Genomic DNA, 15,132 nt, shown 5'->3' on the forward strand with positions numbered 1-15,132 from the left:
TTTTTAAACCACCGAGGCATTCTTTTTCCCGGTTTCCTCAAAGCTGACAGCCTCTTTTAACAGCCGGTCCCTTGTATCCTGGTGGTAGGTTTCAAATTTCACTTTTTGCTCCGGATCACTTTGTAACGTCACCGTTCCCCAAACGGAACGTATGGAGTAATCCTTCTTATAAATCAGATAATTTAACACTGCGGAACCTTTTGCTTCAGTACCCGGGTAGCCCATTGCCCTTTCCAGGGGTACCGGCCTTTTTTGCAGTATATCATTTACGCTTCGCTCCTCGCAAACATTGCCTTTGTATTGAATTGCAAATGTTTTTTCAGCAACTTCCTTTTTATCAAAATGGCCCAATACCCGGTAGTTAACCATCGGTCCATAAGCAACCAGCGGGAATTGTAAATCCAGTTCCTGTTTGTAACTGAAAGCACGTTTACCCAGAATACGGGCAAAGAATACCGCAAAAAACCAGTCGCTCCTTATCGCCTGGTTCAGTTCATGATCATGATTCAATACAAGATCCATCTGCGTCATTGCCTGTTCCACGATTGCGCCCTTATAATACCGGGTGATCTCCTCTTTTTTCTTTTTCCACCGGTCAAGTACTTCTTCCGTATTGACGACCCGCTTAAATGCTCCTTCCAGGTCAACCATCAGCAGTAAAGGATATAAGATCGCTCCCATCTCATCTGCCAAACGGTCTGCCAGCAGATGAGGAGCCTGGTTATTGACATATACCTGTTTCCGGTTTAAAAGGAACAGGTACCCTTCTTGTTCCATGCTCCCCAGTTGTGCCACATCCATTTCATAGTGTACTTTCAGCGTTTCATCAAAAGTGATCACCGTACCGTACGTGCGGCAAAGCGCATCCCGGGGAATTACGATCTGCCGGTCTGGCCCAAAAGGATATGCTGTTTTTATGTTCAAAAAGGAGCTTATTAATTTATATTTTAAACAGAATGACCAAGCAATCGGGAACAGGCGCTTTATGAGCTGATCCTAACCATGGGCCTTCGGTCCTTTCCTAAAATATCTCATTGCCATTTGGAATCATCACTTCTTCAGAACCAAATTTTATTATGCTGGTCACAATTAAAAATCCTTTTTATCCAGCGTCATACCATAATAGAAATTACGTCTTTTCCCATTTACCGTTGCGCTATCCAGACCACAATCATAAATCACTGCTCCCCCCATGGCATTGTTACCCGTTTTTGCGCTGAGATGAAAATCAGAAAGGAGCAGCTTTTTTCCCGCCATTTCAATCATAATGGTACTATTCAAATGAAAGGAGTCTAACGTATATCCAAAGATCGTTTGCGGCTTAACAGATGTATTAACATTCAATGTATCCAGTTTTTGAATGGTATCTTTTACAATAGTTCCATTTGCATCTTTGATAATTGTTTTTACCTCCTGCATTTCATTTATCTGGAAACCGGTCAGCGTGAACGCAAGCCCCTCTCTGCATAGATTAGAAGCATTGCATTGATCAGTATATGCATTTACTTCTGTGTCAGAGGGCCGGTCAAAACAGGCACTGAGGTAAAACAAAAGAATAATCAGACCATAATTTATTTTACTAATGACAGTCATATACTATTTGGCTTTTATATACCCATAAATATTTGTATCAAAACTTTTTTGCTTTATCGTCAGCAGCTTCACAGGATTCCCCCAACACCAAAAGGAAAAAGAGCAGGTATTGTTTTGAATATTTACGCTGTAGTTCCCTTCATAAATAATCCAGTGAAACCGCCAGGAGAAGGGATTGTCTGCCGCAGCAAAATAACTGGGGCTATCCTTTAGCATATCAGCATCTATTAACATTGCAATATTATAGCCCGCTTTATGCTGCGCATCTATTTCCTCTAACAAATACTGTTTACTGTCAGCCGTGGGATTCATTCCTATATTGGTACTGTCCTTCACATCGTTGAACTGAAGAAAATTTTTGAGTAACGGCGCTACCATATCCGGATAGTTGATCCCTGAGATTTCCTGCCCTGCTTCACCGGTGTAGTTTAAAAATGTATTTTCCTGGTTTCTTAATGTAACCATATCGATCCAATCTATTTTAGGCATAGGGGTTCCGCCAAGTTTTGGATACTTTGCAGCAGCCGGATCCATTTCATAGATAACAGGATCCTTAGGTTTTAGCTTAAAAGTTCCGAATTCCGCCTCTCCTTTGCGGTGCAGATCAAAGGACGCCTTTGAATACGCCTGTGGATTTGTTTTTGCAAAAAGATAGAACACAATCGCCATGCCGCACAATGGCGTATTGGATTGATCAATTAAGATAGCGCCCAATTTTGGGTTATTTGCCACAACCCTGTTATTTATTTCGTTTGTTACATCCTTTAAGGAAAACCATCGAAACCGGTAATGCACCCATTCGGTACGCTCAGCCTCCGCGGTTCTGCCCGAAAAATACGCATACACCGTTAAATCACATCCGCAGACCGCAAGTGTGCTAATGTTGATCCATATTTTTTTACCGGTGGCATTAAAGTCAAAATCGGCAACTCCGTCCTCATTTTGATATTTATACCCCCATTTTATAGTTGCATGATCATCCGGCTGCACGTCTCCATCAAACTCCACGGCTTCAAACTCATAGGCAACTCCATATTGAAGTCCCGGGCGTTTTCCTCCACCGGCATCCAGTCCTTCTGCAAGCGGGGTATTAACGATGATTTTTTTTACCTTTTTGGTGGTAACCGCTCTTGCTGGCGGCGCCCCGCGCAATAACTGCTCACCGGCCTCCCCGTTTTTACGCATAAATCCTTTCGCACTTAACTGGGTATCTCCATCATGCGCCGTCCATGTTATATCTTTTGCAGTTTCTACAATATTCCTGGCTTTGAATATAATATCACCCATGGCATTCTTCTTATTGGTTATGCAAAATTTCCCTGTTCCCCACTCTTGCTTACCACCTTTTTAGCACTGTAAATTTTAAAGTCTTCTTCTGTGGCACTGGCTTCAATCGTATTGCCATGTTTTTTTATAGTGTTTGATGCGTTGTGGGTTAAGTTGTCTTCTGCCGTTCCGATGATATTGGTAGCCGTCATGGTCAGGTTCTTCACCGCATTGTTCATAATATTTACACCCGCACTATTCATCATACTGGCCCCTGCCGTTGTGCCTATATTCATTCCGGCGCTGGTGTTAATATTCATTCCGGCACTGGTGCGTATGTTTTCATCAGCATTAATGTTGATGTTCTTTGCATTGAAGGTCATGGTTTCCGGGGCTGTGATCGTAATGTTCTTTCCCGAAGTATCCAGGTAAATCTCATTACCCCCGGGATCCCGGATGATGATATGCGTGCCGGAGCCGGCGTCATTGAACTCCACCGTATGTCCGCTGCGTGTGCGGATCACCTTCAGATCGTTGCCTGCATTGCTGAAACTATTGTTTGCACTTCCGTGATACACGGCACCGATCACATATGGTTTTGTTGCACTCCCGTTCTCAAAGCCCACGATTACTTCTTCTCCTATTTCCGGAATGAAAAAATGGCCTTTCGCGCCACCTCCGTGCGGACTCGTTACGCGGATCCACGGTGTTTTTTCCGATCCGTTCATCCAGTGAAACTTTACCCGCACCCGGCCCAGCCCGTTATAGTCGTTATTATCCGTTACGATCGCGCTCTGTGTTTCAGATACCGGGTCACGCGGCACCGAAACCGGGGGCACTTTGATGCCCGAAGGCACGGCCGTGAAATCATTTTCATAATTACCCTGCGCGTCTACATGATGATTGATTCCCGTTACCAGGTAATCGCCATATCCCTCTGTGCCCAGTGTAAATACATTGCTGCCGCTTATTGTTACCGCCGAACCGATTGCCAGACCAGGATGGCCACTCTGTCCATGAAATTGTACCAGCTTGCTGCTCTCTACAGCACTCCGGAGGTTTACCAGGTCGTCCTGCTGTTTCTTATTGGTTAAAAAGCGCGGATTCCATTGCTTGGGCTGTGTACCGTATACGGTTTGGGAGGCCTTGTATACCTGTTCCCCCCAGGCGTTCAGCCCCGCCTTCTGTTCTACCCCCTGCGGCTCGCTGCTGTATACCTGGCTGTTCTGGTAATCCCAGGCCAGCAACTGCGACCGTACCGGCCTTGCCTGCAGTGCCACATTAAACCGCGACAGATGCCGGCCATAAACCAGTTCGGTTTTTTTATTATCCCTTGGCGGCCCTACCACAAGGCTCCGTCCATCCCAGAACAACCATTCGCCATAAGTGCTGGTTAACCGCTGTAAAAACTCCCAGGCCGTTTCTTTATATTGTACCGTATATGCCAGTGTTTCGCCATATAATGGCTGTACCTTGGGCTCTAACAGGTTTTCCGGAAAAAATTTTAATACATCCTGCGCAATATTCTTCAGCGCCTTCTTTTCCCAGCTTTTGCAATGGGGGCCGCTGTCCAGCACAATTGTAGGACTATACCCGGTAATGATCACATCTCCATGATGCCCTGTAAAACGCGCGGTTTCCACGCCGGTAATGATCCCGTTGAACAATACGGTACCCGAAAGGCCCACGCCGCTGATGCGGGCGCCAAAGCTGCCCCCGATCATCTCCTTGGAGGCGGTGAACATGCCGGTACGGCCATCTATCGATTGGGCCGGACATACCAATGTAAACTGATGATGCGAAAAAATACTTTGCTGAAGGGAAAATGAGGTAAACTGCATTAACGGGGTACCATTAATGCTAAACATAGGTTCGGTCAATTGCGCCATACATAAGGTTTTGTCTGTGACGAAATAATATCGTTTTAACCTCCCAAACCCATTGCGTCAGCTAAGCGATGACATAAAATTTTCAGGTCTTCACAAATTTAGCCGAATAGATTATTTATTTTCGAGGTTTATTACGGGTTAAAAATAAGGATTTCCGGGAAATTCAAAACAAAAATTAACCCATATCATTTCCGGAGGACCGTTCCCGCGCTGCCCCTCCTGCCAGTACCAGCGCTTGCGTTTATCAAAACCGGGCCCGCTTTTTATTTGGGTAAGCCATTATAAAAATTGCCCCCTGCAAACGCAGCGGGCAACACCATTTTTATATACGGATGCAGTTAAAGATCCAGTACGTCTTTCATGGAAAAGACGCCTTTTTTATCTTTTATATATTCGGCGGCCAGCACGGCTCCCAGGGCAAAACCCTTGCGGTTATGTGCCGTGTGCGTAATCGAAATATCATCAATTTCCGAAGCATAGGTAATGGTATGGGTGCCTGGCGCCGGGTCAATGCGTTTGCTGGTGATCAGCAATTCTTCGGGCCGGGGTACCACATCATTTACCCATTTTACTTTTTCGGTATATACATCCATCACCTGCTCCGCAAGGGTGATGGCCGTTCCACTGGGGGCGTCCTTTTTCTCGGTATGATGTATTTCTTCCAGGCTTACCTCGTAGGAGCCATGTTTGTGCATCAGGCCTGCTAATTTTTTATTTAGTTCGAAGAATAAATTCACACCGATACTAAAATTGCTGGCATATAAAAAGGTGCCGTTATGCTGATTGATCACATCCAGCAGTTCCGGCATCTTTTCCAGCCAGCCGGTAGATCCGCTTACCACCGGTACACCCAGGCTGATCAGCTTCAGGAGATTGTCGAATGCTGTGTGCGGACCGGTAAATTCGATGGCAACATCTGCCTTACTGATGTTTTCCGCATTCAGTTCCTGCGCATTGCTTACATCAATTTTCAATACCACTTCATGCCCTCTTTCCAGTGCAATGGCTTCAATGGCTTTTCCCATTTTTCCGTACCCGATAAGTGCAATATTCATTTGAGATTTGAATTTTGTAATTTGAATTTGAGATTTCAGCCTATTTGATCCGCATCACCAGGCTGAGTCCGCTGGTATTGGCCATTTCACTATAACCGGGCTGCAGCCGCAGGCTTAGTTTAGGCGATACGTCAAAGGTACTCAGGTGCGCATCCACCGTGGCATCCACCACGTTTAGTCCCCAGGCGATCAGGAAGAATACAAATGCATAATCCACGTCCTGCCGGATCTGATCCCGGTTGCTTCTTAAGCCTTCCTTATTCAGCCCGTTGGGACCCTCAAAAAAGGGCCGCTTTAACTGACCATACACTTTTTGATAATTGGGTCCGGTAAGGCTGTCTTTTCCCAGACTTATATCAGAGGCTACGGAAAACGCGTAGCGAAAACGCTTATACCATTTTAAATTATCTATAAAGAGTCCGCCGGTAATACCCAGCGCGGCATATACGATCGGCACCTTCCATATTTTCCGGTTGTATACCTGCCCCCACCCGGGCAATATGGCCGACCGGAATGCGGCCGTACCGGGGTTGCGGTACCGCGGATCCTTTCTTGCAACCGTATCCACATATTTCTCTTTTGCTTTTGTTGCAGACTTTTGCAGCGCTGCAGCTTTTACCGTATCCGGCTTCAGCGGAAGCGTGTCCTTTCGGGTAGTGGAGTCGGTGTTTTGTGCACAAAGGGGCAATGTCATACCTGCCAAAATGCAAAGGAGCAGTATTATCTTGTTCAGGAAATGCATGATGCAAATAAAGCACTAATTAATCTACAGATACGTTAAAGTTGTGCAGCAGCTTATTGAGCTCCTCAACCGAATAATAATCAAAAGTGATCTGCCCGCTGCCATTGGTACTGTGCTTTAATTTTACACGGGTATCAAATTGCGATGCCAGTTTGTCTTCGATCCGCTGAAAGGATGAGGACAGGCCGCTTCTGCCAACCGGCTTTTTGGCTGCACCGGCCTGTTTGTAGAGGTTACGCACCAGTACTTCCGTCTGGCGTACCGAAAGCCCTTTTTCTTTTATTTCCTTAAAAATGAAGAGTTGTTTTTCTACGGTGTCTACATTGATAATAGCCCGGGCATGCCCCATCGACAGTTCTCCGCTGCGTACAGCCAGCTGAATATCCGGCGGCAATTTCAGCAAACGGATAAAATTGGCAATGGTGCTGCGGTCCTTGCCCATTCTTTCGGCCACCTGTTCCTGCGAATAGTCCAGCTCATCCATCATGCGTTTGTAGCTCAGGGCTACCTCCACCGCATTCAGATCTTCGCGCTGCAGGTTCTCCAGCAGGGCCAGCTCCAGCAGCTGTGCATCATTTGCCTGGCGGATATAGGCGGGCACATCCACTAAACCGGCCATTTTTGAAGCCCGCAGACGGCGCTCCCCCGCAATCAGCCGGTATTTGCCGGTGGCTGTTTTTGAAACCGTCAGCGGCTGAATGATGTCGTGGATCTTTATAGATTCCGATAATTCTCTTAATGCCTGTTCGTCAAAATCATGCCGCGGCTGCTTGGGGTTTACTTCAATATCTGTAACAGGGATCCTTAAAATATTGGTCGCATTTTCCACCACCGTTTTTTTAAGCTGCTCTCCCCCGGTGCTCTTCAGCTCTGCATCAATACTCCCCAGCAGGGAACGGATCCCCTTGCCAAGTGCATCTTTATTTTGTTTTGTAGTTGACATTTTTCTGTTTAAAGTTTAAGGCTTAAGGTTCAAGGTCGTATGCCGAACCTAAACATTGAACATTGAACGGGCATCATTCCAGTATTTTTTCGTCATTGGCAATCTTTGTCATGTCGTTCTTTTGCAGGATCTCCTTTGCAAGATTCAGGTAGTTAAGGGCGCCCTTGCTGGTAGCATCATACAAAATGGCGGGTTTTCCAAAGCTGGGCGCTTCACTCAGTTTCGAATTCCGGTGAATGATGGTGTCAAACACTTTGTCATCAAAATGACGCCTTACTTCACTAACCACCTGGTTACAAAGTCTTAGCCGCGAATCATACATTGTCATCAGGATGCCTTCGATCACCAGTTCGGTATTCAGACGGCTCTGAACGATCTTAATTGTATTCAACAGCTTTCCCAGCCCTTCCAATGCAAAAAATTCGCATTGCACCGGTACCACTACAGAGGCCGCTGCCGTAAGGGCATTTACCGTGATGAGGCCCAACGAAGGAGAACAGTCGATCACAATAAAATCGTACTCATGCTGCACCGCTTCCAGGATGTTTTTCAGCACCATTTCCCGGTTGGGATAATTGATCATTTCAATTTCAGCGCCCACCAGGTCAATATGTGAAGGAATCAGGTCCAGATTCGGTATATCGCTTTTCAGGATCACCTCCCGGGCGGGTGCCTGGTTGGCCATACAATCGTATAAGCTATGTGTAACATTGTGCAGATCAAACCCTACCCCGGTGGTACTGTTTGCCTGCGGATCCGCATCTACCAACAAGGTCTTATATTCCAGAACAGCAAAACTCGCCGCCAGGTTAATGGCCGTTGTTGTTTTACCAACGCCTCCTTTCTGATTTGCTACGCCAATGATTTTCGCCATATTTTCTAAATTCTCTCTGAACAGGTGCAAAAAATGCTAAAAATTTCCAATTAAGCAAATGTAAAGTATTTGCCAGTCTTAATATTGATAAAAAGCGAAAAGCTGCCAGCTGTCAGCAGCCGGTGATCTGCGTTTGTCCATCAGTTGTCAGTCATCAGTTATCAGTCTTCAGTTATCAGTCTTCAGCCATCGGTGTCAGCTTTAGCTGTCGGTCACACTAATTGCTGATAGTTAATCGCTGAAAGCTAACGGCTGATTGCTAATGGCCAATTGCAAACCGCTGATAACAGGGCGCGGATCAAAAATTTACCTAGTTTTGGAGTCAAATCTTCCTTTTTATGCGAAATGCCTCATTCTGGTGGGTGATGTTGCTGGTGATGCTGCTGATTGATCTTTATATTTTTATTGCCATCCGGTCTTCGATGTTTGCCTATTCCTCGCCAAGGAGCCGTACCATCTTTACCATCAGCTACTGGGGTATTACGGTGCTTTCGCTGGGTACCCTCCTGCTGCTGCCCTACCTGCCCGCGGCAGAAGCGGGTCAGTTGCGCAGGAGCGTTATTTTCACCCTCATCTTTGCCCTGTTCCTGGGCAAGATCCTGGCGGCCGTTTTTTTCCTTATGGACGATATCCGGCGCCTGGCGCAATGGGTGGGCGGAAAGTTCTTTTCCTCCAATAACGAGGTGGGCGAGGTTTCAGGAGCAGATGCAGAAACCATTTCCCGCTCTAATTTTCTTACCTGGCTGGGCATTGCCGCAGGCGGTACGATCTTTTCCAGCCTGGTTTACGGACTCAGCAATAAATACAATTACCATATCCGGAAAGTGCCGCTGACCTATGCCCATTTACCGGAGGGGTTCCGGGGATTCCGGATGATACAGATCTCCGATGTGCACAGTGGCAGCTTTAGCAATAAGGCGGCGGTGAACAGGGGCATTGATATGATCCTGAATGAAAAGCCGGACCTGATCGTGTTTACCGGAGACCTGGTGAATAATATCGCTTCCGAAATGGAGCATTATACGGAAGTATTTTCCCGCTTGAAGGCGCCCATGGGCGTGTTTTCCACATTGGGGAACCATGACTATGGCGATTATCACCCCTGGAAAAACGCTGCTGAGAAGGACGCCAACCTGGAGCGCCTGAAATCGATCCACGGGAAGATGGGCTGGCGGCTGCTGCTGGATGAGCATTTGCCGCTGGAGCGGAACGGCTCACAGATCGGGTTGATCGGTGTGCAGAATATCAGCGGCAAGGCCCGCTTTCACAGTTATGGCAATATGGCAAAAGCTGCGGAAGGCAGCGGGCACTATCCCTTTAAGATCCTGTTGAGCCACGATCCTTCGCATTGGGATGCCGAAGTGAATAAAAAATACCCCGATATCGATCTGATGCTCAGCGGTCATACCCATGGAATGCAGTTTGGTGTAGAACTACCCTGGTTTCGCTGGAGCCCGGTGCAATATGTATACCGGCAATGGGCCGGTCTTTATGAAAAAGGACATCAGAAATTATATGTTAACCGGGGGTTCGGATTCATCGGCTACCCGGGCCGGGTGGGCATCCTTCCGGAGATCACCGTTTTTGAATTCCATTAATATTCAACACGTTTTTGATAAACCATTGGCTTTTTTTGTCTAATTTTATATATTAAACAACCCTCATTTTATGACACGCACAATAAAGACTACTGCCATTTTCATTTTCAGCACTCTTTTTACCCTGTCGCTGCACGCGCAATTTCATATTGGTGCCAAAGCAGGTGTAAATGCTACCAAAATCGATGGGAAGAGTTTTAAAGAAGAATTTAACTATAATTACCTGGTGGGCTTTTTTGCGGAAATTGGCGTAAGCGATAAACTGAGTGTAAACCCGGAACTGCTCTACTCTCAGGCCACCAGCACAAGAGATACCAGTTTTAATAATGTATTACCAGGGTTTAACAAGGATCAGACAAAAGCGAAACTGAACTATCTGTCTATTCCGATCCTGTTGAATTTAAAACTGGCCGGACCTTTACATATTGAAGCCGGTCCGCAGTTTAGTGTTTTAACCAGTTCCAACAAAACCCTGCTGCAAAATGGGGAGCAAGCCTTTAAAAAAGGTGATTTTTCAATGGTAGGCGGTGTACAGCTCAAATTCAGCGCCCTGCGGATATCTGGCAGGTATGTGGTTGGCCTGAGCAATATCAGCGACCTGCCCAGCCAGGAAAAATGGAAAAACCAGGCCTTACAGGTGGCTGTTGGATTTGCATTGTAACAGCAGACGGGCACAAGCGTTTCGGATCAATCGTAAATAATTAGTTATCAATACATTTAGAGGGAATCTTTTTAGGATCCACACTCTGACTGTCCCGTTTTGAGTGGGAGCCGGGATTGAATCGCACCCCCTTCCGGCATTCGTTAGGGTATTTTTTACTTTTAAAACCGCCAATCTTTCCGCATTTTTGTTTGTGGCATTACAATTGACCTGCTAAATGTTCAATAAAAAAAACCGGCGTGCCTAACGGGCTATGCCAGTTTGTCCTGTTAAAAAAGATTATGAAGTTTGATATTAATTTTAGGCCGGAAGATGAGATGGATTTTTTACCCATCATTCCGCTCAATGAGAATGAAGGGGATGAAAATCTGGATGAAATACCCGATGAGATTGCCATTCTGCCGTTAAGAAATACCGTTTTATTCCCCGGGGTGGTACTGCCCATAACCGTTGGCAGGGACAAAAGCATCCTGGCAGTGAACGACGCCTACAAGGGCAATAAATTTATTGGGGTGGTAGCACAAAAGGACAGCAACCAGGAGAATCCCGAAGCGGAAGACCTGGAGCGCATCGGCACCATTGCCAAAATCATTAAGCTGATCAAGATGCCCGATGGCGGAACCACCGTAATCATACAGGGGCGGAATAAGTTCTCTATTGAGAAAATAAGCAGCAACGATCCTTATTTTAAAGCCGTTATTAAACGGATACAGGATACAGAAACTCCTACGGATGCCGATTTTGAGGCGCATATTGCCAATATCAAGGACCTGGCGACCAACATCATTCAGCAGTCGCCCAATATTCCCTCCGAAGCCTCAATCATTTTAAAGAATATTGAGAAACCTTCCTTCCTTATTCATTTTGTAAGCAGTAACCTGAATACGACGGTTGAAGAAAAACAACAGCTGCTGGAAATGAACGATATCCGGGAGCGGGCGGGCAGCCTGATGCAGCTGCTGCAAAAAGAGCTGCAATTTGTAGAGTTAAAGAACAAGGTAACCAATAAGACCCGCACCGAACTGGATAAGCAGCAGCGGGAATATTTCCTGCAACAGCAACTCAAAAGCATTAAAGAGGAACTGGGTGGTGATACCAACAGCCAGGAGATAAAAGAAATGCAGAAAAAGGCCGAAAGCAAAAAATGGCCCGAAGCTGCAAAGGAAGCCTTTAAAAAAGGAATTGAAAAACTGGAGCGGATGCATCCCAGCACGCCGGATTATTCGGTGGTGTATAATCATGTAGACCTGATGCTGGACCTGCCCTGGGAAGAATACACGGAAGACCGGTACGATCTTGACAACGCCAAAAAAACCCTGGATCATGATCATTATGGTATGGCCAAGATCAAAGAGCGGATCCTGGAATACCTGGCCGTGCTGAAATTAAAGGGCGATATGAAAAGCCCGATCCTTTGTTTCCTGGGCCCTCCGGGTATCGGGAAAACATCCCTGGGAAAAAGTATTGCCAGCGCCCTGGGCCGCAAATATGTACGCTTAAGTCTGGGTGGATTGCACGATGAAAGTGAGATCCGCGGACACCGGAAAACCTATATTGGCGCCATGCCCGGACGTATTCTGCAATCCCTGCGGAAGGTAAGAAGCAGTAACCCCGTAATTGTGCTGGATGAAATTGATAAGGTGGGAAATGATTTCCGGGGCGATCCCAGCAGTGCCTTGCTGGAAGTACTGGATCCGGAGCAGAATAACAGCTTTTACGACAATTACCTGGAACTGGAATATGACCTCAGCAAGGTATTGTTTATTGCAACGGCCAACAATATCCAGACCATTCAGCCGGCCCTGCGCGACCGCCTGGAGATCATTGACCTGAGTGGTTATGCCATCGAAGAGAAGATCGAAATCGCCAAACGGCATTTAATTCCCAAGCAAAAGGAGTTACACGGACTGGCAAAGAACAATATCCGTTTTTCCGATAAGGTACTGGCACAGCTGATTGCCGATTACACCCGGGAAAGTGGTGTGCGGGAACTGGACCGCGTGCTGGCAAGCATTATGCGGAACCAGGCCAAAAAAGTGGCAATGGGCACAACGTTAAAATCGCCCCTCGGCACGGAGGATGTGCAGGAGATCCTGGGCAGACCGCGGTACAGCAACGACCTGTATAAAACAGTAAACCTCCCGGGTGTGGCCGTTGGGCTTGCCTGGACCTATGTGGGAGGCGATATTTTGTTTATCGAGTCCAGCCTTAGTGATGGCAAGGGCGAACTGCATCTTACCGGGAACCTGGGCAATGTGATGAAGGAGAGTGCTACCACGGCCCTCACCTATCTCAAATCCAATGCAGCAAAGTACCATCTCGATGCCGCTCTTTTTCAAAAGAAAAATATACACATCCATGTACCGGAAGGCGCTACCCCCAAGGACGGCCCCAGTGCAGGCGTTACCATGATGACCTCTATTGCTTCTGCACTAACGGGTAAAAAGGTAAAACCTTACCTGGCGATGACCGGCGAAATAACCCTGCGCGGCCAGGTATTACCGGTTGGAGGCATTAAAGAAAAAATACTGGCGGCCAAGCGGGCAGGTCTTAAAGAGATCATGCTTTGTTTGCAGAATCAGAAGGATGTGGAAGAAGTAGAACCCGGTTTTATAAAAGGATTAAAATTCCATTATGTAAGCCGGATGGAAGATGTTTTAAAAATTGCGATCGGCCTTTAGATCCGGTTTCAATAATCCATAAAAAAAGCATGTCTTTACCGGGACATGCTTTTTTATTTACAGGGCTATTTGCTACCTGTTAAAATCCTGCGGATCGTTTCCCAAAAGCAGCTGAAATCTTTAGAACTTATACCCCACCGAAAGTCCGAACTGCATGTTTTTAAGCTGCTCGCCGGTGTCTGTTCCATCTACTTTGTAAACGATATTCATCAGCCCCATCTGGCCATTTAACTGGATAGAAAATTTATTGGAAAATTCATAGCCCATCAGCAGGGCTCCGCCCAGGTCAAAAGGCTTTCCATAAGGAACCGTTTTCAGGTTATTAAAATCCATGTAGCTGCTGTCGGTTGATGAAATATCACTTTTGAATTCCAGGCTACCGGTTTTGCTGATCGTTGTACCGCCGGAGGTTCCTTTGCCCTTCCATCTTCCGCCGATACCATATGCCAGGTAAGGTCCAACGCCCAGTAAAAGACGGCCGTTGCCCAGCTCCGGCTTATACATAAAATTGATGGGCAATTCAAGGTAGTAAGGATGTTGGTTCAGTGTTCCAACAGCGCCGTCAACCGACGCTTTATATTGATAGCCCTTGGTTGTAAACAACAGGCCGGGACTTATAGAAAATTCATTGCCGATCGGTATATCCGCCGCTACGCCCGCATGAAAACCGGTTAATAAACTGGTGGGCATCTTACTGCCATCCGATAACTTCACCACAGCATTTGAAAAGTTTACACCGGCTCGAACGCCAAACTGCACCTGCGCAAAACCCACACTGCAGAAACCCGCTACAAAAAACAAGAGGAAAAGTCGTTTTAACATAAGCATTCGTTTTTAATAAATAAGAAATTGAACGCAAAGGTAAGCACAATGTTGTTTTGCCGAAGAGAAATGAGCCCGCTGCTATTTTCACAGGGTAGCAATAGCACATTATCAGCCACCCGCTTTTTGGAGGGGCGCTCATTCAATAAGCATCTTAGCCGCTATGCCTGCTTCAGCAACCGGATGGCTTCCAGTGGATCGGCAGCATTGAACACCGTACTGCCCGCCACCAGGGCATCTGCACCCGCAGCCACAATCTCCGCAGCATTCTCAAGCGTTACACCGCCATCGATGTTGATGACCGCATGGGAACCTTTTTCCACAATGAGTTTTTTAATTTCCTTTATTTTGTTCAGGGTATTGGGAATAAATTTTTGGCCGCCAAAACCCGGGTTCACGCTCATCACCAAAACAATATCCACATCAGCAATGATATCACTTAGAAAACCGGCAGGATTATGCGGGTTGATGGCTACCCCGGCTTTTAAACCCATGGCCTTTATTTGCTGAATATCCTGGTGCAGGCGCGGGCAGGTTTCTATATGAATGCTGATATGATCAGCACCGGCTTTTTTAAATTGTTCAAAATAGCGCGAAGGCTCTTCTATCATCAGGTGCACATCACAGGTCTTTGTAGTTACCTTTTTTACAAATTCAATGATCATCGGCCCAAAGCTGATATTGGGCACAAACAATCCGTCCATTACATCCAGGTGCAGCCAGTCTGCCGCACTGTTATTAACCATTTCAACCTCCCGTTGTAAATGGAGAAAATCTGCTGCTAATAATGAAGGCGCTATAATTGCCATATAAAAACTTTTGGGGCAAAATAACATTATTTATCGGTATCTCTGCTTCATCAGTTGTCAGTTATCAGTTTTGCTTGTCTCCAGACTGAAAACTAAAAACTGAAAACTGAAGACTGATAACTTATAACTGATAACTAAAGGATCCGTCACTTTTTAACAAAATACACACCTGTGCATAAAATAAATTCAGTACTTTACA

Annotated in this window: 13 protein-coding genes; 3 read left to right on the forward strand and 10 right to left on the reverse strand. The window is 46.2% G+C overall.

Annotated elements, in window-relative coordinates:
- Positions 1-3 precede the first annotated feature (3 nt).
- The 8 genes from Q1V85_RS07535 to Q1V85_RS07570 all read right to left on the reverse strand — a co-directional run bounded on the left by Q1V85_RS07535 (position 4) and on the right by Q1V85_RS07570 (position 8,362).
- Positions 4-924 (reverse strand): hypothetical protein, encoded by a 921-nt coding sequence (locus tag Q1V85_RS07535; RefSeq protein ID WP_300598691.1) that lies wholly within the window; start codon positions 922-924, stop codon positions 4-6.
- A gap of 165 nt (positions 925-1,089) precedes the next feature.
- The gene (locus Q1V85_RS07540; RefSeq protein WP_300598692.1) at positions 1,090-1,593 is read right to left on the reverse strand and encodes a hypothetical protein; all 504 of its coding nucleotides are present in this window, start codon (positions 1,591-1,593) and stop codon (positions 1,090-1,092) included.
- A gap of 3 nt (positions 1,594-1,596) precedes the next feature.
- The gene (locus Q1V85_RS07545; protein WP_300598693.1) at positions 1,597-2,880 is read right to left on the reverse strand and encodes a hypothetical protein; all 1,284 of its coding nucleotides are present in this window, start codon (positions 2,878-2,880) and stop codon (positions 1,597-1,599) included.
- A gap of 17 nt (positions 2,881-2,897) precedes the next feature.
- Complete coding sequence (locus Q1V85_RS07550) at positions 2,898-4,748, reverse strand: type VI secretion system Vgr family protein (protein WP_300598694.1); 1,851 nt, start codon at positions 4,746-4,748, stop codon at positions 2,898-2,900.
- 338 nt (positions 4,749-5,086) lie between these two features.
- The gene (dapB, locus tag Q1V85_RS07555) at positions 5,087-5,803 is read right to left on the reverse strand and encodes a 4-hydroxy-tetrahydrodipicolinate reductase (RefSeq protein WP_300598695.1); all 717 of its coding nucleotides are present in this window, start codon (positions 5,801-5,803) and stop codon (positions 5,087-5,089) included.
- Positions 5,804-5,843: 40 nt separating this feature from the next.
- Positions 5,844-6,497: a DUF5683 domain-containing protein gene (locus Q1V85_RS07560; protein WP_300598696.1), complete on the reverse strand. Its 654-nt coding sequence runs from the start codon at positions 6,495-6,497 to the stop codon at positions 5,844-5,846.
- Positions 6,498-6,564: 67 nt separating this feature from the next.
- Complete coding sequence (locus Q1V85_RS07565; RefSeq protein ID WP_300598697.1) at positions 6,565-7,488, reverse strand: ParB/RepB/Spo0J family partition protein; 924 nt, start codon at positions 7,486-7,488, stop codon at positions 6,565-6,567.
- 73 nt (positions 7,489-7,561) lie between these two features.
- The gene (locus Q1V85_RS07570) at positions 7,562-8,362 is read right to left on the reverse strand and encodes an AAA family ATPase (RefSeq protein ID WP_300598698.1); all 801 of its coding nucleotides are present in this window, start codon (positions 8,360-8,362) and stop codon (positions 7,562-7,564) included.
- Positions 8,363-8,700: 338 nt separating this feature from the next.
- Between Q1V85_RS07570 and Q1V85_RS07575 the strand changes: the two genes are divergently transcribed.
- The 3 genes from Q1V85_RS07575 to lon all read left to right on the forward strand — a co-directional run bounded on the left by Q1V85_RS07575 (position 8,701) and on the right by lon (position 13,302).
- Positions 8,701-9,960 carry a metallophosphoesterase gene (locus Q1V85_RS07575; protein ID WP_300598699.1) on the forward strand — a complete coding sequence of 420 codons (1,260 nt, stop codon included), beginning with the start codon at positions 8,701-8,703 and terminating at the stop codon, positions 9,958-9,960.
- Positions 9,961-10,030: 70 nt separating this feature from the next.
- A complete protein-coding gene (locus tag Q1V85_RS07580; RefSeq protein WP_300598700.1) occupies positions 10,031-10,621 on the forward strand; it encodes a porin family protein in 591 nt (196 codons plus the stop codon).
- A 281-nt stretch (positions 10,622-10,902) separates the two neighbouring features.
- Entirely contained in the window at positions 10,903-13,302 is a 2,400-nt protein-coding gene (gene lon, locus Q1V85_RS07585; protein ID WP_300598701.1) for an endopeptidase La, read from the forward strand.
- Between the two features lie 120 nt (positions 13,303-13,422).
- Here lon and Q1V85_RS07590 read toward each other — a convergent pair whose 3' ends face one another.
- Complete coding sequence (locus tag Q1V85_RS07590; protein ID WP_300598702.1) at positions 13,423-14,124, reverse strand: porin family protein; 702 nt, start codon at positions 14,122-14,124, stop codon at positions 13,423-13,425.
- 161 nt (positions 14,125-14,285) lie between these two features.
- The gene (gene rpe / locus Q1V85_RS07595) at positions 14,286-14,933 is read right to left on the reverse strand and encodes a ribulose-phosphate 3-epimerase (protein WP_300598703.1); all 648 of its coding nucleotides are present in this window, start codon (positions 14,931-14,933) and stop codon (positions 14,286-14,288) included.
- Positions 14,934-15,132: the final 199 nt, after the last annotated feature.

This window comes from Niabella sp., assembly GCF_030150205.1.
In the GTDB taxonomy this organism is placed as follows: Bacteria; Bacteroidota; Bacteroidia; order Chitinophagales; family Chitinophagaceae; genus Niabella.

What these genes read in the sequence shown, in the direction of transcription:
- Q1V85_RS07540 (WP_300598692.1), bottom strand. Translation starts at nt 1,593, where the DNA reads ATGACTGTCATTAGTAAAATAAATTATGGTCTGATTATTCTTTTGTTT.
- Q1V85_RS07545 (WP_300598693.1), bottom strand. Translation starts at nt 2,880, where the DNA reads ATGGGTGATATTATATTCAAAGCCAGGAATATTGTAGAAACTGCAAAA.
- Q1V85_RS07550 (WP_300598694.1), bottom strand. Translation starts at nt 4,748, where the DNA reads ATGGCGCAATTGACCGAACCTATGTTTAGCATTAATGGTACCCCGTTA.
- dapB (WP_300598695.1), bottom strand. Translation starts at nt 5,803, where the DNA reads ATGAATATTGCACTTATCGGGTACGGAAAAATGGGAAAAGCCATTGAA.
- Q1V85_RS07560 (WP_300598696.1), bottom strand. Translation starts at nt 6,497, where the DNA reads ATGACATTGCCCCTTTGTGCACAAAACACCGACTCCACTACCCGAAAG.
- Q1V85_RS07565 (WP_300598697.1), bottom strand. Translation starts at nt 7,488, where the DNA reads ATGTCAACTACAAAACAAAATAAAGATGCACTTGGCAAGGGGATCCGT.
- Q1V85_RS07570 (WP_300598698.1), bottom strand. Translation starts at nt 8,362, where the DNA reads ATGGCGAAAATCATTGGCGTAGCAAATCAGAAAGGAGGCGTTGGTAAA.
- Q1V85_RS07575 (WP_300598699.1), top strand. Translation starts at nt 8,701, where the DNA reads ATGCGAAATGCCTCATTCTGGTGGGTGATGTTGCTGGTGATGCTGCTG.
- Q1V85_RS07580 (WP_300598700.1), top strand. Translation starts at nt 10,031, where the DNA reads ATGACACGCACAATAAAGACTACTGCCATTTTCATTTTCAGCACTCTT.
- lon (WP_300598701.1), top strand. Translation starts at nt 10,903, where the DNA reads ATGAAGTTTGATATTAATTTTAGGCCGGAAGATGAGATGGATTTTTTA.
- Q1V85_RS07590 (WP_300598702.1), bottom strand. Translation starts at nt 14,124, where the DNA reads ATGTTAAAACGACTTTTCCTCTTGTTTTTTGTAGCGGGTTTCTGCAGT.
- rpe (WP_300598703.1), bottom strand. Translation starts at nt 14,933, where the DNA reads ATGGCAATTATAGCGCCTTCATTATTAGCAGCAGATTTTCTCCATTTA.